At 50.7% G+C, this 21936-nt stretch carries 19 protein-coding genes; 9 read left to right on the top strand and 10 right to left on the bottom strand.

All coding sequences use genetic code 11. From position 1 onward, the window contains the following. Positions 1 to 402: 402 nt before the first annotated feature. Positions 403 to 1860, bottom strand: a complete 1458-nt coding sequence (locus MN202_RS16205; RefSeq protein WP_335737184.1) for a hypothetical protein — start codon at positions 1858 to 1860, stop codon at positions 403 to 405. Between the two features lie 231 nt (positions 1861 to 2091). Between MN202_RS16205 and hxsD the strand changes: the two genes are divergently transcribed. The 6 genes from hxsD to MN202_RS16235 all read left to right on the top strand — a co-directional run bounded on the left by hxsD (position 2092) and on the right by MN202_RS16235 (position 6390). Continuing rightward, positions 2092 to 2370: a His-Xaa-Ser system protein HxsD gene (hxsD, locus tag MN202_RS16210; RefSeq protein WP_335737185.1), complete on the top strand. Its 279-nt coding sequence runs from the start codon at positions 2092 to 2094 to the stop codon at positions 2368 to 2370. Beyond that, positions 2367 to 3764, top strand: a complete 1398-nt coding sequence (gene hxsB / locus MN202_RS16215) for a His-Xaa-Ser system radical SAM maturase HxsB (protein ID WP_335737186.1) — start codon at positions 2367 to 2369, stop codon at positions 3762 to 3764. The genes hxsD and hxsB overlap by 4 nt, the downstream gene beginning before the upstream one ends. Beyond that, on the top strand, positions 3757 to 4860 hold the full coding sequence (gene hxsC / locus MN202_RS16220) for a His-Xaa-Ser system radical SAM maturase HxsC (RefSeq protein WP_335737187.1): 1104 nt from the start codon (positions 3757 to 3759) through the stop codon (positions 4858 to 4860). Before hxsB ends, hxsC begins: the two co-directional genes overlap by 8 nt. Continuing rightward, positions 4857 to 5429: a His-Xaa-Ser repeat protein HxsA gene (gene hxsA, locus MN202_RS16225; protein WP_335737188.1), complete on the top strand. Its 573-nt coding sequence runs from the start codon at positions 4857 to 4859 to the stop codon at positions 5427 to 5429. The genes hxsC and hxsA overlap by 4 nt, the downstream gene beginning before the upstream one ends. A gap of 280 nt (positions 5430 to 5709) precedes the next feature. Beyond that, a complete protein-coding gene (locus MN202_RS16230) occupies positions 5710 to 5991 on the top strand; it encodes a hypothetical protein (protein ID WP_335737189.1) in 282 nt (93 codons plus the stop codon). 9 nt (positions 5992 to 6000) lie between these two features. Next, positions 6001 to 6390 (top strand): hypothetical protein, encoded by a 390-nt coding sequence (locus tag MN202_RS16235; RefSeq protein WP_335737190.1) that lies wholly within the window; start codon positions 6001 to 6003, stop codon positions 6388 to 6390. Between the two features lie 12 nt (positions 6391 to 6402). Here MN202_RS16235 and MN202_RS16240 read toward each other — a convergent pair whose 3' ends face one another. Next, entirely contained in the window at positions 6403 to 8634 is a 2232-nt protein-coding gene (locus MN202_RS16240; RefSeq protein ID WP_335737191.1) for an exonuclease domain-containing protein, read from the bottom strand. 3 nt (positions 8635 to 8637) lie between these two features. Beyond that, the gene (locus MN202_RS16245) at positions 8638 to 9609 is read right to left on the bottom strand and encodes a calcium/sodium antiporter (protein ID WP_335737192.1); all 972 of its coding nucleotides are present in this window, start codon (positions 9607 to 9609) and stop codon (positions 8638 to 8640) included. A 135-nt stretch (positions 9610 to 9744) separates the two neighbouring features. Here MN202_RS16245 and MN202_RS16250 point away from each other — a divergent pair, with 135 nt between their 5' ends. Further along, positions 9745 to 9927 (top strand): hypothetical protein, encoded by a 183-nt coding sequence (locus MN202_RS16250; protein WP_335737193.1) that lies wholly within the window; start codon positions 9745 to 9747, stop codon positions 9925 to 9927. On the opposite strand, the gene MN202_RS16255 is transcribed toward MN202_RS16250, so the two are convergent. From MN202_RS16255 to MN202_RS16265, 3 genes are all read right to left on the bottom strand, one after another. Next, positions 9924 to 13052 carry an efflux RND transporter permease subunit gene (locus MN202_RS16255; protein WP_335737194.1) on the bottom strand — a complete coding sequence of 1043 codons (3129 nt, stop codon included), beginning with the start codon at positions 13050 to 13052 and terminating at the stop codon, positions 9924 to 9926. The genes MN202_RS16250 and MN202_RS16255 overlap by 4 nt on opposite strands. A gap of 3 nt (positions 13053 to 13055) precedes the next feature. Next, entirely contained in the window at positions 13056 to 14141 is a 1086-nt protein-coding gene (locus MN202_RS16260; protein WP_335737195.1) for an efflux RND transporter periplasmic adaptor subunit, read from the bottom strand. A 93-nt stretch (positions 14142 to 14234) separates the two neighbouring features. Then, complete coding sequence (locus MN202_RS16265) at positions 14235 to 15053, bottom strand: M90 family metallopeptidase (RefSeq protein WP_335737196.1); 819 nt, start codon at positions 15051 to 15053, stop codon at positions 14235 to 14237. A 163-nt stretch (positions 15054 to 15216) separates the two neighbouring features. On the opposite strand from MN202_RS16265, the gene MN202_RS16270 reads away from it, so the two are divergent. After that, positions 15217 to 15678 (top strand): tellurite resistance TerB family protein, encoded by a 462-nt coding sequence (locus MN202_RS16270; protein ID WP_335737197.1) that lies wholly within the window; start codon positions 15217 to 15219, stop codon positions 15676 to 15678. Positions 15679 to 15715: 37 nt separating this feature from the next. Here the strand turns inward: MN202_RS16270 and MN202_RS16275 are convergent, their stop codons facing one another. Continuing rightward, complete coding sequence (locus tag MN202_RS16275; RefSeq protein WP_335737198.1) at positions 15716 to 16021, bottom strand: hypothetical protein; 306 nt, start codon at positions 16019 to 16021, stop codon at positions 15716 to 15718. A 188-nt stretch (positions 16022 to 16209) separates the two neighbouring features. Here MN202_RS16275 and MN202_RS16280 point away from each other — a divergent pair, with 188 nt between their 5' ends. Beyond that, the gene (locus MN202_RS16280; RefSeq protein ID WP_335737199.1) at positions 16210 to 17382 is read left to right on the top strand and encodes a hypothetical protein; all 1173 of its coding nucleotides are present in this window, start codon (positions 16210 to 16212) and stop codon (positions 17380 to 17382) included. Positions 17383 to 17404: 22 nt separating this feature from the next. On the opposite strand, the gene MN202_RS16285 is transcribed toward MN202_RS16280, so the two are convergent. From MN202_RS16285 to MN202_RS16295, 3 genes are all read right to left on the bottom strand, one after another. Further along, complete coding sequence (locus MN202_RS16285) at positions 17405 to 18583, bottom strand: ABC transporter permease (RefSeq protein ID WP_335737200.1); 1179 nt, start codon at positions 18581 to 18583, stop codon at positions 17405 to 17407. Then, complete coding sequence (locus MN202_RS16290) at positions 18580 to 19506, bottom strand: ABC transporter ATP-binding protein (RefSeq protein WP_335737201.1); 927 nt, start codon at positions 19504 to 19506, stop codon at positions 18580 to 18582. Before MN202_RS16290 ends, MN202_RS16285 begins: the two co-directional genes overlap by 4 nt. Positions 19507 to 19596: 90 nt before the next feature. Next, a complete protein-coding gene (locus MN202_RS16295; RefSeq protein WP_335737202.1) occupies positions 19597 to 21876 on the bottom strand; it encodes a patatin-like phospholipase family protein in 2280 nt (759 codons plus the stop codon). Between the last annotated feature and the right edge of the window lie 60 nt (positions 21877 to 21936).

The following is a 21936-nucleotide window of genomic DNA, read 5'->3' on the forward strand; positions in this document are numbered from 1 at the left end:
GTAAGTGTGGTTCAATAACAGGTAGTGGCTGAGAGCTCCGCGCAGCGGCTTAGTTCAACAGCTTATTCAAAGGATCAAAACCCGCGAGTTGCAAAATTAGCTCCAGTCTATGGCGCTAGCTGAATGTAAATCAAGCATTTTTACTTTGTTGCAATTTAGGTTGCTGCAAAATACGGGTTTTACGCCAGCAAGTTGCAGATAAAAAACTCAACGGCAAAACTGTGAATTTAAACAGCCATTTAGTGCAGATTTTAGCGAGGTATTATTGCACTGTGCAGCGTTTAGCATTACTTAGCTGTAATAACTCCAGTGTGGCGGTGGCGTCAATAATTGGGGCAACCCCATTTATAGAGATAGAAAGAAGCAATGATAGTGCCCTATACCTAATCAATAACACTGATCCTATTGATTATTTCCTTTCCAATTTTGAAAAGCGCTTACCTTATCGTATGAATCTATCGGTATGACGATTTCGCCACCACCAGACATTATGAAATAGTAGAGGTCGGTCGGGTGTTGGATCTCGGCTTGGTGCATCCGCATTTCGTCGATCATCTTGTTGACTTGATTTAGCTTGCGCTTGAGACGTTTGATCTCTTTTTCGATTTTTATTAACTGCTCCTTGATATCCTTTGCGAGCAAATCAATCTGCAGTAAATTCTGCTCGCTTATCGCAATCCCATCCTCAACGTCATCAAGTATTTCGTGGGCATCGATGATTAATAATTCGAGCTGAATACTATGTTCTTCAATTGATTTCGCAACTGCAAGCTCCATGAGTTGATCGACATGGTCATGAGCCTCATCAGGAGATTGGAAAGGTTTGACACTTTTATCGATGTAAATAGCCAATAACTCATTGCCGTACTCAATCGCACCAATTGCGGTAGATAACTTCTTTTTACCTACAGGCGTAACATAGAAACCAGGGCCTTTGCCGATGCCACGGCCTTTCCCAATCATTTCACGGCTTGGCCCGTCTTTGATTAAGGCTGCGCTTTTCTCTTTTGCATCCGTTTCGTGCACACCGAGTTTTTTAAGATTGCCAGACGACTCTGGAAATGACTCCCATCCAAAGTCGTCGGCCAGTATAGTGCGCTTGCTTTTACCACCACTTTGACTGGATGCAACATAGTTAGGCTGGAATGCCGTAAAATCAACATCATCATCCGAACTATAGGCAGCATCATCGTCCCACGATCCGCTATCGCTACTGCTATCGTCATCAAGGCATTCAAGAATTTGATCACAGTCGTCACGATGCTCTAGCTCAGATTTCAACGCTAGCTTCTGCTCATCGGTAAGAGCCTTGGATATACCACCAAATTTGCTCCAGCCGAGTACTTCCACAATTTTTCTGTAGGGAGTCGAGCTGGTAATGTCCACGTCACCTATGAGTACCCTTTGTACAATTGCTGTTGGGTTAAAGCGAATCAGGGAATTTTTAGCAGCCCCTTCTTTTCTTTGAATAGGGGGGCTTACATTCATGGCAGTTAAGCTGTTTAAGGCTTTTGTCTCAATCACATCCGCCTCAGTCTCAGTTTCTAACCCCACATCGTCATTAACTGGCGCATTTCCTATCACCTTCACCCTAGGCCTCTCCCGCCCTTGAGCCTGCTGTACTGCATTAGTGGAGGTTTGCGCGGTTGTATTTAATCGTTGCATCGCGGAGCTACTCGCCATCATTTGTGCAGTGGCTTTTAGTTTTTGTTGCTGCGGGCTGTCTGCCAGCATAGCTTGTAATGACAGTTTCGCAGTGGCGGGTTCCAGGTTATCGGAGAATGCCTTCTTGGCAACTTTGATGGAGTTTTGCTGATATTGCGCACGCGATTTTTCCTTGCGCTGGAAAACATATGCCATGACGTGTCACCGTTAAGTTATGTGATAGTAAACATAGATGACAATAGTACTGAACGATATGGATTTCGCTGAAAAAGAGGCGGATAAACGGGGTTAGTTGCGTTGGTATTTCTGTTATAACTATTGCCTACACCAAATCAATGCCACTGACCCTACCATTGAAGAATATAACTTGATTTGCTTTGTTCTCAGGGATAGATTGGTTCTATAAAAGGAATGAAGAAGTATTTCATGGATAAGATTTCCCTCTCCAAATCGAATTATTCTGAATGGGTCATTCGAAATAGCTTGTACTGGTTATCTTCAGTAACTGACTGGCAATTATCCGACTCTGATAGCTTTTGGACAATATCGCTGAAAGACAATAATGATCAAGTTGTAAGTCAACTGCATCGCCTACTAAACGATTATAAATTGCGTGAAATACTCGCACAAAAAACACAGCGTATAACTGACTCGATTGCTGTGAATGTACTGACAAGTATTGATAACAGATTGAAACTGCAATGAAATTGATGCCGTTTAATTTTGAGCGATTACACGAAAATTCATATTTTATTAGTAATGTTGCTGGCTTTAGCATGTTCATTAATTTTCAACAGTTAGAAAGCATTATTGATTTTGGTCAGACATTTATTCCTGAGCTTGATCATAATCTGGAAAATAAACTATTTATAAGCGCCCCATCTTCCATCAACACTGCCATCTCATCTTTAGCTTCTGCTCTAGGCAAACGAGTTGTGGCAGGGCTGGAATTTAAGCCCATATTCATGATCGTACCGACGCTGCGTTGTGATCATAGTTGCAAGTATTGTCAGGTCAGTCGTGCATCGATTAACGCTCAGGGTTTCGATTTGGACGAAAAGCTCATCCCAAAAATAATTGACGCTATCGCCCGTCTTTCTGAGTCACCGTATAAATTAGAGCTGCAAGGCGGCGAACCACTATTAAGATTTGATTTAGTTAAACTCATTTACCAGCAAGCTGAAGAAAAGCTTGGGGGTGATTCTATTGAAATGGTGATTGCTACCAGTTTATCGCTGGTAAGCGATGAAATAATAGACTGGGCTCGCAGTCGCAGTGTGGTATTTTCAGTCTCATTGGATGGCGATCAGCTAGTCCATGATAGAAACAGAATCCATCCTTCCGGAAACGCTTATCAGCTAGCTATCAACGGCATTAAGAAAATTCAATCACAGCTTGGCATGCATCGGATCTCAACCGTCACTACAGTTACAGATGAACTTATTAAGAATCCGCTATCGCTATTAGAAACCCACAAAGCACTGGGCCTTTTTGAATTGTTCGTCAGGCCTATTAGCCCATATGGTTTTGCCAATTCACGCTCCTCCGTGAATTACTCCATGCAGGAATATATGCGGTTTTACGCTAAGCTTTGGGATGGCATAAAACAATACCGGGCTGATGGATTGCCATTTGTCGAACATTCCGCCGCTATCCATATCAAAAAGCTTTTTGTTCCCAGTTTCTCCAGCTACGCAGATTTAAAGTCACCAAGCGGTGTAGTACTGAACTGTGTACTGTTCAATTACGATGGGCGAGTTTATGGCAGTGACGAAAGCCGTATGCTTCAGAAGGTTAATCCTCAGCTTGATTTCAGTGCTGGTACTGTTGATGAGATTTCCTTTGCAAATAGCGCTTACTATCAGAATCTAACTTCGGCGTCTTTTAACTTTCTGCATCCTGGTTGCGAAAATTGCGCATTTCTACCGTTCTGTGGCTCTGACCCTTGTCAGAATATCAGCATGCAAGGTGAGCCCATTGGTGACAAAAGCTTGTCCGCATTCTGTGAATATCATAAAAGCATGTTTAAGTTTCTGGTCAGCAAGTACAACTCCTCTATAGACGACAAATCTTTAATTGAGGACTGGATCCATGCTTGAGGTACTCAGAAATGATTTGTTTGAATGCGCTGCGGAGGAAAGCAAGCTTAGTGGGTTTTATGTACTGCGAAAATGCCAGCCACTGATTCCCGGTTTTTTACCTCAAGTAATTGTTTATGAGAATAGCGGCACCATAATAAATCCCGAGACTCCTGCTGTTATAAACTCTGAACTGTTCCGCGCCATTGAAGATGGTGATATTGCCAGCATTAGTCCCAATGGCAAAATCAGAGTTATTCTGTCAAGAAGAGCTAATCACAATACATTGTTGTTAACCGAACGCTGCGACAATCGATGTCAATTCTGCTCTCAACCGCCAAAAGACGGCGATGACAGCTGGCTGCTGGAACAAGCAATTTTAGCAATATGTGCATTTAACTTAGACGGGGAAATTGGTCTGAGTGGGGGCGAACCATTACTTTATCGTGATGATTTTATAAGGCTACTTGATACCACAATAGAGCACGCACCTCGAACCAGGCTGCACGTGCTAACTAATGGCCGGGCATTCGCTGATTTGTCATTTACCAAATCAGTAGCAAAACGCACAGAACATATCACCATGAGTTTCGGTATCCCTCTTTATGCCGCTAACAGTACGATTCACGACAAGCTTGTGGGTGCCGAAGGTGCTTTCAATGAGACAGTAAAAGGCATAATAAACGCGGGCAACTCAGGAATAAATATCGAACTTCGATTCATCCCTACCCGCCAAAACGCACAGGAATTGCCATTTGTTGCCGAATACGCCAATAGAGTTTTTACCAACATTAATCAAATTTCAGTGATGAATATGGAGCCTATGGGGTGGGCACGTAAAAACTGGGATGGGCTGTATTTACATCCCTTGGAGTACCCTTTACTACTTGAGAACGCAGCAAAAATATCACGTCAAAACAGCACACCGCTGTACTTATTTAATTATCCTTTATGCCACCTACCTGAACATTTACACGAGTTGTCGGTTCAATCCATTTCTGACTGGAAAAACTATTATCCGAAAGAATGTTCTTCATGTTCGATGAAAAACCAATGCGGTGGTTTTTTCGCATCAGCCAAAGGAAAATTTCTTCAATCACCTCAGAGGTATGTATGAAACGCTTGTTGAATTTAGCTGCTTTCTTACCTGGTTTTTTAAGTCTCAATAGCAACGCCTCTGACTTTGATTCAGGACCGGCAGCAGATAATTACCGCGATTTTGGCTTAGATAGCCTGGAGCTATCGCCCTTGAACAACGAAACGCCAATTTACATTGCCGGGCATCGCAGCCATCGCTCTCATAGCAGCCATCGAAGCCATAGCTCACATCGTTCATCAGCAGGTGGTTCTTATAGACCCTACACACCACCTCCGCCGAAACCAGCTGCGCCAGCCCCCCAAAAGCAAACGCCATCAACGCCAAGTAATACATCGTCTAATGCAGCGACTACAACCAATACAAAGCAAGCTGCGGATACATTGACCGACCAACAGAAGCGTAAATTACTGATAATGCGTGTGCAATTGGCTTTATATTCAAGTGGCCATTATTTAGGCGCAATAGACGGCATAATGGGCCCTCAATTAAGAAGCAGTATTAAAAAGTATCGGGCAGAAAACTACTTGATGGATTCAGACCAAATAGACGGTGGACTACTCAGCTCTTTGGGCGTAAGTGCCAACTAAGCTGTTCCTAATACTTATGCAGATTACTGAATTACAGAGATCAAGAGAGATTGAAAGGGCCAGTGTCATTCACATTTCTGCCAAGAAAATATGCGTATGCCGAATCAATGACACTGACCCTATTGATTCGTATATCAAAGTGCTGGCACAGGTTGTCAAAACTGTACCAACAAATGAGTATTTCGGAAATATCTATAATCTAAGCTTGTTATTCCTGTTGAGCTAAAAACAAACAAATGATACATTTATTTAACTTTAACAACTCAAGGAATGATAAACCATGTCAAAGTTACTCGAACCTTTCAGTGCTATGTTCGGCATTTTTACCGATAAAAGAAAAGCCAATAAAGTTTACACGAACCTAATGCCTTCGCTTGAATTTGTCATGACGATTAAAGGCCGTAACTCTGCAGAAGCCAGAGGCTTGCTGGCTATCTTGGCAGGTTTACCGGCCTCAGGAGCCAAAAGCGTAAACTTTGCTAAGAAATATTTGCATAACCCTGACGGATGGAAAGAGTTACCGGCAAATCCCGATGACATACCATTTGGCCACTGGCACTAAGGATCAATGATGACAAACCGCACCGGCTGGAAGCTGTTTTTTGTGCTAACAGTAATTTATTTATTGCTTGGCGTATTTAGCCTGATACAAGCAACACAACAGCCTGTCGCGATGACTAATAGTGAGATAGCCGGTTGGCTGTTTATGCTGGCTTTTGCTGTTCTTACAGCAATAGCCAGTTATGGTTACGCCTGGCGTAAAATTATAGGTTTTGGCAAATTCTGGTATCTGTTGCTCGCTGCTGCACTTTTGGCGGTTATTTACGAAGGTACAAATATGTATCAGAGCGCTGACACGGACAGCAGCGAAAAACTCTTTGTTGCGATAGTTGGCTTGGTGTATTTCGGCTTCTTTAGCCGCTTAATGCTTAACTACGCCGCTGAAGATCACAAGTCCTGAGCTAATAAAGTACTATTTTTCGTCACTCTCTGACGAGCCACGCTTTGCATTAATCATCTTGAGTAACTCCACCGTAGCGGTGGCGTCTGCCAGTGCGCGGTGGTGGTTGGTGAGTTTAATGCCGAACTCGGCGCACAGCTTGCCCAGGCTGTAAGATTGCAGCCCCGGGTAGTAGCGGCGCATATTTACTACCGTACACAACTGCGGCATATCAAACGGCAGTTCACAGCGGGCGAATTCGGCGCGGATAAAGCTGTAATCGAATTTGGCATTATGCGCGACAAAGACCGCGCCTTGTAAAAACGCACTGAGCTGGTTGGCGACATCGGCAAAGGTGGGCGCGTCGCTTACCATGTTGTTACTGATACCGGTTAAGCGGCTGATAAAAGTCGGAATGTGCCGCTGCGGGTTAATCAGGGTATTAAAAGTGTCTAATACTTTACCCGCCTGCACTTTTACCGCGCCAATTTCGGTAATGCGATCGGTACCGGCTTTGCCGCCGGTGGTTTCGACATCCAGCACCACGTATAAGCGGTTCGGGTCGACTATCCACTGCAGTTTTTCGATGCGGGCGTTAAAACCGGCATTTTGCAGTGCCAACAACCGGGCTAACTGATGGCGCTGTATTTTATCGCCCGGCGCTTTTACTTCGATAAACTGCAACTGCTGATCTTTGATTAACAACAGATCCGGATAGCCGCTGCTGTGGCGGGCAAAGTCTTGCGCCATGGCGCGCAATAGTGGCGCTAAGCTGTTTTCGCCGTTTACCTTGGGCGCATATTGCAACAGTGGTAACAGCTGCTGTGCCAGGTCGCTGTGCCAGTAAAACAGGCTATTGTTTTTGCCGTAATGCGCAGTAAGGGCACTTAGCAGCGCTGTGCTTGCAGTAGGCTGCGCCAATTGCGCCAGCTTTTGCTCGATAACAGCCTGAAACTGCTGATAAAAGCCACCGCTGGCTAAATTTCGCGGCCGCCGCTCAAACGGGTTATGCAGCGCACTGTCGTGATGCTCAAACAACTCATGCCAGAACCACAGGCCAAATAGCGCCAGCCAGAGGTTATTTTCGCCATGAAATACCGTACAACCCTGAGCCGCATAATGCGCCATTAAGCCCTGTTCGGCTTTGCCGAGGTACAACTCGTCTACGCCCACCAGCGGCGCATCTTGCAGCAACTGCGTAAGCTGCGAGCGCTGGCGGCCACTGCTGTGCTCAGCAAATTTGCGCCGGTAAAAATCTTCCGCAAACAGCCATTCTTCGTCGCAGCTGGGGTCGGCCAGTAATTGCTGCAGATACTGCTGACACTGTGTGAGCTGGCCCTGGCTGTAGTACAACCGTGCCAGCCGTTCACTGGCCGGAAAGCCGTTGCTGTGCTGATAAAAGGTGATAGCCAACTCGTTAAGCTGATACTGCTCGGCCAGCTTGCCCAACTGATAACAGCGCTCGCTGCGCTTTAGCGCCAGCGCATTGTCATCGCTTTGCGGCCATAGCGTTACCGTGCTCAGCCAGGGTGTTATCAGCAATGCCGCCTCATCGGGCTGGCGTTTAAGCTGTTTTGCCAGCTCTGCCAGTTGCTGTTTTGCACAGGCTAAAGCGTAGGCCAGCCGGGCCTGGGCTAAGTTGGTAAAGCGTGGAGTAAATTGCTGCTTAAACTGGCCGCTTTGGCGGATGCCTAAATCCCGTAAGGTAAACAGCGATAAATTTGGCTCGATGCGGCCAAAATAGAGAAAATACAGGTAGTTAAGCGCATCCTGGCGCTGCAATGCCACATAGCGCTGCGGCAACTTATCGATAAGTGGCAGCCAGTTTAGCGGTAGCTTAAGTGCGCTGCGCAGTAATTCCGGCTTGGTCTGGCTTTTTTTTGCGCCACAGCTTACACCGGTTTGCGTCTCGGCCAACTGCAGCAGCTGCCACAGCGTATCTTTTGTTAACCGCAGCCAAAAGTCTTCAAGCTGCTGCTCGCTAAGCGCACTGACAAAGCCGGCTGTGTGCAGCGCGTCCAGCACCGGCCCTGCCGGACCAATTTCGCTGTAGCTAAGCTCGGTATCGGCAAACACTGTGCCTTTACGGTTTAACATCCGCACCAGCAATTGCTGCGCCGGCGCATTTAGCGCAGCAAAATCGGTTAAAAACTGCTGCGCATCGGCGGTTAAACACTGTGCATAGTGGCCAGCAACAAACTGCAGCAGCTCGTTAAAATGCTGCAGGTAATAGCCACTGTCGAGTTCCGGCTTTGCTGCGCTCATGCGTTAGGCAATAACGGTACTAACCAGATAACCGGTATAGGCAATAAACACCGCCAACAAGATGCCGCCCTCAATGCGGTTAATGCGGCCCTGCTTTTTATAGCCATAACCCATGACAAAGATAACGGCCGTTAATACCGCCATTAGCGTCCAGTCGCGGGTCAGTACTACCGCATCAACGGCCATGGGTTCAATTGCTGCTGCTATACCCACTACAGCCAGCGTGTTAAACAGGTTAGAGCCGATAACATTACCCAGGGCGATATCATGCTCGCCCTTTTTAATGGCAATTAACGAAGACGCCAGCTCTGGTAACGAGGTACCTATAGCCACAACTGTTAAGCCTATGACTAAATCACTGACACCTAAGCCCTGAGCAATAAACACCGCGCCATATACCAGCATGCGCGAGGCGACAATTAACAGCACCAGACCGACTAACAACCAGATAATGGCCTGTTTTAATGTCATTTGCGACTGGCTTGCTAAGTCTTCGTCCATTTCGGTGGCTAAGGCATCCTGCGGGTTGCGCATGCCCTGCCAGACAGACCAGGCCATAACGGCAAAAAACACCCCCAGCAAACACCAGGCGTCAAAGCGGCTTAACTGATGATCAAATAACTGCCAGCCGGCAAACAGGGTTACCAGCATTAATAACGGCAGCTCTTTGCGCAGCACCTGTGAGTGCACAGCAATAGGGCTTAGCAATGCCACCAAACCCAGAATAAGCGCGATATTGGTAATGTTAGAACCATAAGCATTACCCAGCGCCAGTGCCGGGTTACCATCGCTGGCAGCCATAGCTGATACCACCATTTCCGGTGCTGAAGTACCAAAGCCTACTATTAACATACCAATTAACAGCGGCGGCATACCGGCATAACGCGCCGTTGCTGCAGCGCCGTCAACAAAGCGGTCGGCACTCCAAACCAACAGGCCCAACCCCGCTATCAGTGCCACTATCGCCAATAACATATGGATTCCTTTTTAAGTCAGATATAGTGCGCTCAGCATAGCATGACGCCATTTTGCCGCGAAGCGACAGCGGCGGCTTTTTGAAACTAAAGTTAAAACCGGTTAAGCTGCGCCAGATACGTAACGGAGCCTTGTATGACAACCTTAATTACCATTTTAGCCCTGCTGTTTGCCGCCCTGTTTATCGTGGTAACGTTAACCGAAAAATACGGCAACCGCGATCCGCAGCAGACCGCTAAACTCAGCCGTTATATCTTGCCGCTGGTGGCCTTACTGGTAATAGCCCAGGTCATTAAGTTTGCCTTTTTTTCTGACTAGCTGTTTTTTTGCTTTAACACCGTAACCAGTAGCGCCGGTAAAAACGTTAAGCTGATGACAGTGGAAAACAGCAAACCGCACAGCACAATAATACCAACGCCGCGATACAACTCGGTGCCCTCGCCGGGTATTAACACCAGTGGTGCCAGGCCGAACACCGTCGTGGCGGTTGACATTAAAATGGGCCTAAGCCGGGTTGCTACCGCCTGTAATACCGCTTCTGGCACTGTCATATGGCCAGCGTGCAGGTTATGCCGGCTTTGGTCGACGATTAAAATCGGGTTATTTACCACTGTGCCCAGCAGAATTAAAAAGCCCAGCATGGTGATCATATCAAATGGCTGATAAAAGCCCCCCAGACCGACAAGGTTAAGCGCACTGCTAACAGCATTTACCGACGCCAGGCCAACCAGAGCGCCAGCCAGCCCCAGTGGCACCGTAGCCAGAATAAATAACGGATATCCCCAGTGGCTGAAAATGGCCACCAGCAACAGGTATATCAGCAATACGGCCACTGCAAAATTAGCGCCCAGCGCTGCACGGGTTTCGTCCAGCTGATCAGACGCACCAGAGATGTCCAGGCTGACATCGGCTGCGATAGCACCGTCCCGCCGCAACTGCGGCACCAATTGCTGTTGCACAATTTGTACTGCGGTTTCCAGCGCCACCGAGCGTGGCGCAATAATATACAAGGTAACGGTGCGCCGGCCGTCTACCCGGCGCAGGGTGTCACTGTCGGCGACTTCGGCCAACTCGGCCAGGCTGCCAAGCGGCAACACAGCCCCGTTTGGTGTCAGTACCGGTGTTTGTGCTAACTGCGCCAGGCTCTGCTGCGCGCCGGCGTTACTAAACAGAAAAATATCCACTTTATCGTCGGCGATAAAAAACTCATCCACAAAGGCACCGTCACTCAGTGCCGACACTGCATAGCCAAAATCGGCGGCACTAAAGTTAACTTCGGCCAGCCGCTGCCAATGCGGGCGAATTTCAATCAGCGGTTGATCCAGCGACAGGGAGGACGGCTCTGAGTTTAACTGTGGTTTATCAAATAACTGGCCGGCAGCAACATAGGCCGCATCGGCCGTAGCGTACAGCTTGGCCAGATCCGGCCCGGAAATATCCAGCGCCACCGCCCGGGTACCGCCGTCATTGCTGCTGATGATAGAACCACGCGATGAAAAAGCCCGCATGCCCGGATATTGGCGAAACAGTGCCGTCATCGCCTGCATCATAGCGTCGATATCCTGCGGCCGGTTGGGCTCGCTCAGCACCCGGATGCGGCCTACCGACACACTAAGCGAGTAATACTTCAGCGACGGCATAGTGGTTTCGCCACGGTCAAACAACGCCGGATCGGCATCAACTTTGGCGGTGAGAAAAGCTTTAATTTCTTCAGCAATAGCGGCCATTTCCGACAGGTTGTAGCCCGGTGGCGCAATCATCGACGAAAAAGCTTTGGGTTCTTCGCCTTCGGGCAGGTATTCAGCCGGTGGCAGCAAATACCAGCCTGCGCCCAGCGTCAGCAGCAAGGTTATGGCCAGGGTAAACAACCGGCTGCGTTGGCTGTGGATAATAGCCTGCACCATAGCCAGCAGTGCGCCCGGTGTACTGCAGTTGTCCGTTTGCGCTGACAGTTGCTGGCCAAAGCCGAGCCGGGCAATAGCCGCCGGCACCACAAACACTGCCACCAGCATAGAGGCAATAATGGCGGCACCAATGGCAATGGCGATATCGGAATACAGCTGACCGGCTTCCTGCTCGACAAATAAAATCGGCACAAACACCAGTACGGTGGTGAGGGTAGACGCCAGCACTGCCGGCCAGACATCGCGTACACCGCGGATGGCCGCTTCAATCCGGTCCAGACCCCGGCGGCGGGCCTGCTCAATGCTTTCCAGCACCACTATGCTGTTATCCATTGTCATACCAATGGCAAAGGCAATACCGGCCAGTGAGATCACATTAATAGTGCGGCCAAAAGCCAACAGGCCCAAAAACGCCGCTATGGTACAAATGGGCACGCCAATAACCCCAACCAGCGTGGCGCGGTTGGAGCGCAAAAACAGATACAGCACTAAGGTAGCCAACATGGCGCCCAGTGCCAGATTGGTCCAGACATTGCGGATCGAATCTTCAACATAGCGCACATCGTCGCTGATCAGCATCAGTTGCAGGCCATTGCCAGCCAGCATGTCCTGATTCAGCTGCGCCACCACCTGCATCATCTGGCGTTTAATGTCGATGACATTGGAGCCCGGTTCACGCCGTACCGACAAGCCCAGAGTGCGCTCGCCATCGGTAAAAGACAAATCGCGCACCTCAAAGTGATCCAGCACCAGGGTGGCCACGTCTTTCAGCCGTACCTGGGCATCGCCCTGCTGGGTTAAAATCAGGTTTTCTAATTGCGGTAATTGCTCAAAACGGCCCACCATGCGCAATAAATAGCGCCGTTTGCCACTGTCGATATCACCGGCCGAGCTGTCGCGGTTGCGGGCGCGGATAGCGTCACGCACGTCGGTCAGGCTAATGCCACGCTGCGCCAGCTTTGCCGGATCTACCAACACCTGTATCTGCCGCTCAGCGCCACCGCTTACGCCCACTTCCGACACACCGGGCACCCGCTCCATTTGTGGCCGCACATAGTCTTCAGCGTAGTCACGCAGCATGTCCATATCCAGCTGCAGCGGGTTACCGGCCAGCGGCATCAGCCGGAAATACATAAATGCATTATTTGAAAACGAGCTGCTGAACAGCCGCGGCTGGTCGACATTTACCGGATAGGCACTGACCTGGCTTAGCGCATTGCTAACGCGGATCAGCGCTTCGTTAACGTCAACCCCAAACGGAAATTCCAGCTCTATCTGCGCCGAGCCGGTGCTGGCGCGCGACACCATCCGTTTCAGGTTGGGCAAGGTGCGCAGATAGCGCTCCTGTTCAATCAAAATTTCTTTTTCGACATCCTGTGGCGTAGCACCGGGCCAGCCGGTTACCACACTGATGGTACGCACTTCCAGATCGGGGATCATTTGCACCGGAATACGTAGCGCCGCCACTATGCCCAGCACACAGATAATTAACACCGCCACCGTTAAGATGGTACCGCGACGAATTCCGGCATCCAGCATGCGTTACTCCTTGCTATCGCGCGGCGCACCGCTGGTGTCGTCGCTCAGTATCCGCACCGGTTGGCCGTCACGCAGGGTTTCGTTGCCGCGTATAACAACCGGCTGCTCAGCCGGTAAACCCGATAACACTTCTACGCCCTGGGCACTAACGCGGCCTAATTTGACATTGTGCCGCTGTGCGGTGTTATCCCGGATGCTAAATACACTGAAATTGCCATCCGGATGGCGCAGCAGCGCATCAGAGGGGATCACCAGCACGCTGGCATCATCACGGGCAAAGTACAGGCTGGCCGTGGCAGAGCTGCCGGGCAGCAAAGCATGCTGCGCATCGTCCACCTGCAGCCGGGCCAGAAAGCTGCGCGCAGTGGCATCGGCCACCGGCACGGCCGCCACCAGTTGGGCTGACAAACTCTGCTCGGGCTGCAGATCAGAACGCACCTCCAGCCGTTGCAAGGCTGGCAGGGCGGCAAAGTATTCTTGCGGCACCTGCACGTCCAGTAACAGCGGCGTTAAACTGACCAGCTGTAACACCGGTGCCCCCAGCGCCAGCCATTCACCGCTGTCGGTATAGCGCCTGACAATTACGCCGGCAAAAGGCGCCGTTAGGGTATGGCGGGCCAGTATTTCCTGCTGCAACGCCAGCGCTGCACTGGCCTGTTGCAGCTCAGCGTCCGCCCGTGCCAGCGCTGCCTGGCGCAGGCTAAGTTCAGTTTGCGGAAATAATTGCTGCTGTGTCAGCTGGCGGGCTTCGTCTACCAGGCGCTGCGCCTCTGTCTGTTGTACCCGGGCGGCATTAAGCGCGGCCTGGCGCTGCGCCAGTTCGTGTTGCGCCAGGCTGGTATCAAGTTGCAGTAAGGCTTGGCCCTGGCTAGCCTGGCTGCCGGCATCTACCAGCACCTGAGCTACCAACCCGGCAATGCGGCTGGATAAGCTGGCATCCTGTTGCGCGGTTAAACTGCCGCTTAATACCAGTTGCTGCGACAACGCCTGCTGTTGTGGCATCACCACGCGCACAGGTACGGCGTCGTTGGCCGTGACAGGTGTGGCAACCAGAGCAAACAGCACAGCGGCAAAGATAGGCCAGCGCATAGACATCCCCAACTAAATAAGAATTGTTCTTGTTAAGCTGCAGAGTATGGCGCAAAGCGCGCTTCAGATCACTTTTTTCTGTACAAGGTGGCGCTACCAGCTTAACGGGTTTAGGCGGTAAAAGCGGCTGAGTTCCTGGTACAGGCCGTTATGCTGCTGCGCCAGCGCTGATGGTTGTTCAAAAAACACTTCGCTTATCACGGCAAAAAACTCCGCCGGGTTAGTGGCACCGTAGTGATTAAATAAGCTGCTCTGGCCTAAACTGGCCTGCCGCTGCAGGGTGGCAAATTCCGCCGCCATAACACCGGACCAGCGCTGATAGTCGCTGCTACGCTCCAGCAGGGGCGCGCCATTGGCAATGCCTTTTTCCTGATCTAACTGATGGGCAAATTCATGGATCACCACATTACGGCCATCACAGGGGTTTGCGGCGCCTTCGAGCGTATCAGCCCAACTTAACACCACCTTACCCTGGCCCCAGGACTCGCCCGACAACACCCGGTGCTGTTGTTGCATCACGCCGGCGGCATCGGTGCTGTCCGTCCTGACGACAAAGGCAGCCGGATACAGCAATATTTGCTTTAACTTAGGGTAGTAATAATCTGGCCGGTTGAGCAATAACAAGCAGGCCTGTGCCGCTATGGTTACGCGCATTTCATCGCTTACGGTTAAGCCATCACAACCAATAAACTGCTTTTCGGCAATAAACACCTGCATATGTTTTTTCAGTTGCAGCTGTAAATCTGCCGGTAACGCCCGAAAATACGGCAGCCGGCGCTTTACTATATCGCGCCATTGCGCCGGAAAAGGCTTGGCCATGATTTTGCCACGCTGATAGCGGCGCCAATAGGGTAACAATAACACCAGCGCTATAATGGCTGCGCCGAGTAACAGGGTAATCAGGATAGCCAAGGGTCACCTCAGGCATTAAGCGCCGTATACTGTAATAACGATGATGGCAACTTAATGTGGCAGCCTGGCGGATTTTTCAAGCATGCTGCACTTAGCAATATCTGCCTGGAGAACTTTGCCGTTTACTGCGGCTCTAACCCCGGTTACCAATCAAGGAGCAGCGATGTTTCAGCTATTTAAAACCCTGTTGGATAAAGTAAATGATGGCCTGGCCTCGCCGGTGGGCAATAATAGCCGCTTCGGCCTGACTGAGACCGAGCTGGCCTGTGTTTCGTTAATGCTGATGGTGGCGCACGCTGATTTTGCCAGCGGCGCAGAAGAGCAGGCGTTGGCGATTGCCTATGTCAGGCGTGAGTTTAATTTAAACGAGGCCGATGCTGCGGCGGTGGTGGCACTGGCCGATAAGCAGGCCGACGCGGCAATATCACTGCATCAGTTCACGGCCAGCTTAAAGCAGTTAAGCTATGCTGCCCGGCTCGCCTTGTTGGATAATTTGTGGCAGCAGGCCTATGCCGACGGCATACTGGACCCGAATGAAGAAGCCATGCTGCGCAAAATTGCCGATTTATTGTTTATTCGCCACAGTGACTTTATTCAGGCCAAACTGGCGGTGTGTGGTAGCTAAACATTTAATCACTGAACGGAGAATCGGCTTGCAGCAGTTAATCTTCGCGCTTATGCAGCACTTCACCTTCAATGGTCTGCTGGTCATTACCGCTTTGGCGATATTGCCCCTGAGCTTGCTGCTGCCGCTGTTGCCAGGCTTTAACTTTGCCGCGGTGACGAAACAGCAGGATCGGAATTAAAATCCAGCTTAGCAGCAACATAAACACCAGCACTGCCATGCCGATAAACAGCATCAGCCCCAGCAGTAACCAGGCCAGAATACGCTGCAAGGGCCCGCCACTGCGGCCACGGGCAAACACCTGTTGCCACTGCTGGCCTTGCTGTTTAAACGAAGAAAACATAATTACCTCAAGCTGAGTCAGCGCCCAAGCGTGACAAACACAACATCCCGCCAGTGGGGTTTTCTGTTCGATGTCCCACGGTAAGATGTCACAATAGGCTATTAGTCAGGGCGGCCAGGCAGAAGTTCAACCCCCAAGTGGGAACTGGCTGCTATACTGGCTGTAATTTTAACCTGTTATTAACCGCTATGCTGGCACTCTTGCTCACCACTCTAGTACTGACACCACCAAGCGGCAATGCCTTGCTATTGGCATCGCACAGCCCGCACGGTACAGACGACAGTCACCGCCAGATGCAGTGCATTATGCAGCAATTACAGTTGCCCTATCAAACTCTGGCCATGCCATGGCGCCGCGCCAAACAGGAAGTGAAATACAACCGCATTGATGGCTACTACACAGCAATGGCCAGCGAAGAAATGCACGATACTGCGGTATTGTCTGCACCGCTGTTTTTAGAAAATTGGTACTGGTTTTGGCATCAGCGCAATGCCGGCCCCGACAACGGCGCTAAATTGCGCTATGGTGCAGTATTGGGTAGCCATCAGGCCGACTGGCTACGCAGCAACGATATTACCGCTGAAATTGAAGTGAGCGATATCGCCCAATTACTGCAACTGCTGCATATAGGCCGCATTGACATCTTTATTGCCGATCTGGAAGATTTTGACCAGGCCAGAGTGCGGCTAAAATTGCCGGCAGAAGATTTTCAGCAGCGCTTTTTACGCTATGCCGCTTTGGGGGTGTATTTCTCGGCGCAACGTCTGCAACAACACCCCGGGCTGATCCGCCAGTTTAATGCCGCCGCGCACCTGTGTGCTACCCGCTCTTTTGCCTTGTCAGATATCGAACAACGGCAGATTAGCGACCTGATGCTGGAACATGTACGCTCGCTGGCCAAATCAGCAGTGTTGCGCCAGGCCGTTATCCGGCAAAATCAGGCGGCGATGAGCATAGCGCAGGTTCAGCAGGCTGACCTAGCCTGGCAACAACAACTGGCGCAACCCGATGGCATGCCGACGCAGGCGAACACATTGCTGCAACATCCGGCGTCAGCCGCACTGCAGCACTGGCAGGCTAATTACCAGACGTTGGTAAATGAAGTGATCCTGATGGACAACCAGGGCGCCAATGTCGCTATCAGCCGGCTGACGTCAGATTACTGGCAAGGCGATGAAACCCAATTTCTCAGCGTGTTTCAACAAGCACTGGATTATTATATCGAGGTAGTAGAATACGACCAGTCAACCGGGCGCTTTCAGGTAAAACTCAGCGTGCCCGTGCTGGATGAAACCGGCGTACATATAGGCGCACTCAGCATCGGTATTGATGTTGAGCGCGCCCTGACTGCAACCGATTAACCGGTTTTGCTACCCGGTGTTGCTACTCGGTTTTGTTACTTAGCGCCCAACGCACTATTTCGCCCCAGGATGGCTCTTTACCATACATTTGCATGCCGCGTAAAAACACCCGGCCGGCCAGGCGGCGCATCCACCATACCGTTGCCAGCAACAGCAACAGCGATAGCAGCGGCTGCCACCAGGCCACGTCCACCATAGCCATTTTTACCGGCATAGCAGCAAAAGAGGTCAGCGGTAAAAAGCTCAGTAATGTCATGGCCCAGCCAGATGGGCTGTCGATGACCAAAAAGGTAAATACCATCGGCAGCCAGGTGATCATCATTACTGCGCCTTTGCCGCTGGTATTGGGGTCGTCAATTGACGCCGCAACAGCGCCCATAAAGGCCGCGCACAGCACTACACCCAGCAATGCAAACGGGATCAGCCACAACACCACACTGAGGTTAATCCAGCTTAAATCGACACCTTTTTCGCCAAACAAACTCACCACGGTAAACACCAGCACCATCACCAGTCCGGAGGTCACCATCGCCTTCAGCGCGCTAAAGCTGTGGCCCAGCACCTTGCCATCCATCCACTGTTGCGGTGTTAAAATGGCATACAGCTGCTCTGTGACCCGCTGCTGTTTTTCGCCGGTCACGCTAATCAGTACCTGACCAAAGGCGGTAGACAGACCAACAAACAACAAAATAAGTGCGCCCATGGCAATCATTTTTTCCGGCGTATCTTTGCCTTTGTAGTTTTGATCCAAAAAGTCTGTATCAATAGTTACTGGCTGCTCCAACCGCGCCAGCTGCGTTTCATCCAGCCCCATCTGATCGGCCGCAAGTTTACGGTAGTGTTGTTGCAACACCTGCTCCAGCTGTAGCAGCCACTTTTTGCCGGTAAGGGTATGGATCACTATACCTTCGGTTTGCTCGGTCAGCACCGCATGCCAGGAGTCATCGGTTTGCATTTGCGCCAACTGCTGCGGCAAACTGATACCTGGGCGCTGAAACTGAAACTGCTCAGTGTTAGCAATATTAAAACCGGCCGGCACCGCTATACGGTATTGTTGCCGGCTTTCATCGGTAAAATAGCTCCACAGCGCCACTGCAGCCATCACCGCCAGCATCAATAAATACGATATAAGTTGTTGTTTCCACTTAAAAAATCGTAAAAACTCCCACTTAGCCACTATTAAACTCTGCCGTGAAATCATGCTGCGGCCTCCGGTTGATGTTTTGCCATAGCCGCCAGATATAGCTGATGTAAGTCGGTGTTTTGCATTTCTACCTGTGTCAGCTCACCCAGTTGCAGCAGTTGTTGCAGGCATTGTGACACCGTGACCGCTTCAGCCAGTGTCAGTAACCAGTGCCGGCCGTCGGCTGTCGCCTCAGCGATAGCCGGCAGCTGCTGCAATTGTTCTGCGCTGACTGCGCCTTCAAAAGCCACTTTAAGCTGGCGCTTATCAACACTTTGACCGCGGATCTGTTCCAGCGTACCGGCCAGTACCACCTGCCCTTGTGCCATCAGTAACATATGGTCAGCCAGTTTTTCTACCATCGCCATCTGGTGGGCACTGAGTATAACGGTCATGCCGCGGGCTTTTAGTTGCTTTAAAAACTCGACGACTTTTTCCTGATTAATCGGGTCCAGCCCGGAGAACGGTTCATCCAGTATCACCAGTGCCGGCTTATGCAGCACGGCAGCAATCAGCTGCACCTTTTGCTGGTTACCCTTGGATAACTGCTTTAGCTCATTATGGCGCCGCTCGGTAAGCTCGAACACCTGCAACCAGGTGTCCATTTCAGCCAAAGCCTGCGCTTTGCTTAAGCCGTGCAGCTGGGCCAGATACAACAGATTTTTTTCAATGCTTTTATCCGGATACAAGCCACGATCTTCCGGCAGATAGCCCAGCAACCGGCGGGGCACATGGTCATAGTGCTGGTCCTGAAAACTTATCAGTATGCTGCCACTGTCGGGCTTCGTCATACCCACCAGCATACGGATAATAGAAGACTTACCCGCGCCATTTGGCCCCAGCAGCGCAAAAATGTCGCCACTATTGATCTGAAAACTTACCTTTTTCACCGCCTGCACATTAGCGTAGGCTTTGCTGATTGCGGTAACAATTAACTGCATTTTCGCTTCCTGCTTATTAACCTGCAGTTAGCTTAACATTGCGCCCGCCGGCATTGCCAATAGCAAAATGTCAGCAAATATAACCGGCCGTCAGTACGACTGACCAAACGACAGGTACACGGCATCCTGTTGTCCCGACTGGCCATCTTGTGCCAGACCGACTCCAAAATACAGCGGCCCCAGCGGTGTGTCCCAACCAAGAAACATGCTACCGGCCCATAGCCAGTCAGTGGCATCTACACCGCCTGAGGCACCAAACACATCTTTGCGCACCCGGCCACGCTCAACAGAAGCGCCAAAGTACAGCGGGCTATTGATAAACGAAATACGCGGCTGGTTAAGCCGGTACAAATACACCAGACTGCCAAACTGAATATCGCTACCATACAGCGAATTGGGCGCATAGCCGGATAAGTTAAGAAAGCCGCCCAGGCTGTATTGTTCTAACGCCAGAATATCGACCTGATCGGCCTGGTACTGTTCAACCTGCCAGCGCGTGCGCAATGTGTGGCGCTGCCAGCTTTTAGCCGCCAGCAGTTCGATACTGCTACTGTTACTGTCGGTGTTCTGACCTAGTACATCGTCATGCATAAAACGATAGTTGCCGCTCAGGCGTATGCCCCGGGTTGGAAAACTGCGGCTGTTCAGAGTGTCCCAGATAAACTCCAGCGACGGCCCCTGACGGCGATAATCAATCTCAGGCCGGCCCAGTAGTGTGGCATATTGGCCGGGTAACACATAGCCACCGTCGCGCCAGAGCCAGCCCAGCTGTAACCTGGCATGGTCAGAAATATTCCAGCCGGTAGCAAACTGCAGCGCATGTTCGTTGTTTTTTAGTTCGCCATCCGATAAGCCGTTTTCATCGCTTAATGCCTGCACATTGCGCTGCAGCTGATAATTAGCCAACGCATATAAACCGCTGCCAGCCAGCGGCCAGTACAGTTCTGTTTCGATAAACTTATTGCTACCCAGCGCCAGCTCCAGCTGCCATTCAGCGCCCCAGTCAGACAGGTTGGTTCGGGTATAGGACGCCGCCAGCTGATACAGGTGGTTAGTACGAAAATCATCTTCAAACATCAGCCGGAAGTTGGCATAACCCGGCCCCCAGCTTTTTTCGCTGGCACTGACATTTAACACGGTATTACCCGACTCATCGCTACTCAGTTGCTGGCTAACCCGTTCAAAGGTGTCCAGACCATACAACTGGCGTAAGCCACGGCGCAGGCTGCGTTCGGTGTAAGGCTGACCAGGGCTTAGCTGCAGCCTGTCCAGCAACAAGTCATCGTTCAGCCGCGATTGGTTTTGCAACGCTATACGGTCGATAGTGATCGCCTGGCTGTCAGGCTGTTGAAATCGGCTAAACCAGTCACGGTATAGCCGTTGTGGCTGGCTGAACCCGGCCAGCGCCTGCACAAAGCGGATGGCGCTTTGCCGGCCGGATACGATAGCCTTGTCGATATTGCCAAAATCCAGCGTACTAATGTCGACTAAGTCCGGCTGCAACAATAAATCCTTGTCTGTCAGCAACTGTAGCTGTTGCTGCACGCCGGCACGTACCAAAAAGCTGGTGAGTTGCTCGGTAATGCTAAAAGCCGATTGTATTTGCTCGCGCCGCAGCAACGGTGAGTCAATACTGACCGCGATAATACGATCGACACCAAGACCCCGGGCCACACTTACCGGCAAATTGTTTACTACGCCGCCATCTACCAGCAATCTGCCGTTGAGCTCCAGTGGCCGCACCACACCGGGAATGCTCATCGATGCCTGCACCGCCTGCACCAGACTACCGTCAGCCAGAATCACTTCTTGCTGTGTCAGCAGATCGGTGGCTACCGCCCGAAATGGCACCGGTAACTGATCAAAATGCTTAAGGTTAGCAAAGATGCCAAAGGTGCCTTGCAGGATCTCAGCCAGCGCCTGGCCGCTTAAAATCCCTTTCGGTAATTTAACGCCGTCGGCGGACACGCCTAAATCGAGATTAACCGGATAGTTGTCGCTTTGCTCTTTGCGCCTGAGCGGCATTTCATCGCGGTGCACCCGATCACGAAAACCTTCGGCCCAGGGGGTATGCTGCAGCTTTTGTTCAATTTGCGCTGCACTATGGCCGCTGGCATATAAGCCACCGATAAAGGCGCCGATACTGGTACCTACCACTAAATCAATCGGAATTTGCTGGCGCTCCAGTTGCTCGATCACCCCCAGATGCGCACCACCACGGGCGCCGCCGCCGCCCAATACCAGCGCGACACAAGGCCGCTGCTGTGCTCTGGCTTGCTGGCAAATATCGGCTGCCTGTACGTTTGTTACACTGCTTATCCAGCACAGCGTCAACAAAACCCAACCCTGACGTATTAACCCTGTCTTCATTTTGTGTCGGTCCGTCTCATGTTAACTACGCTAATACCATATTGTATTTGAGCCTGTCAT

Origin of the sequence: Rheinheimera muenzenbergensis, assembly GCF_036984005.1 — a bacterium.
Classification (GTDB): domain Bacteria; phylum Pseudomonadota; class Gammaproteobacteria; order Enterobacterales; family Alteromonadaceae; genus Alishewanella; species Alishewanella muenzenbergensis.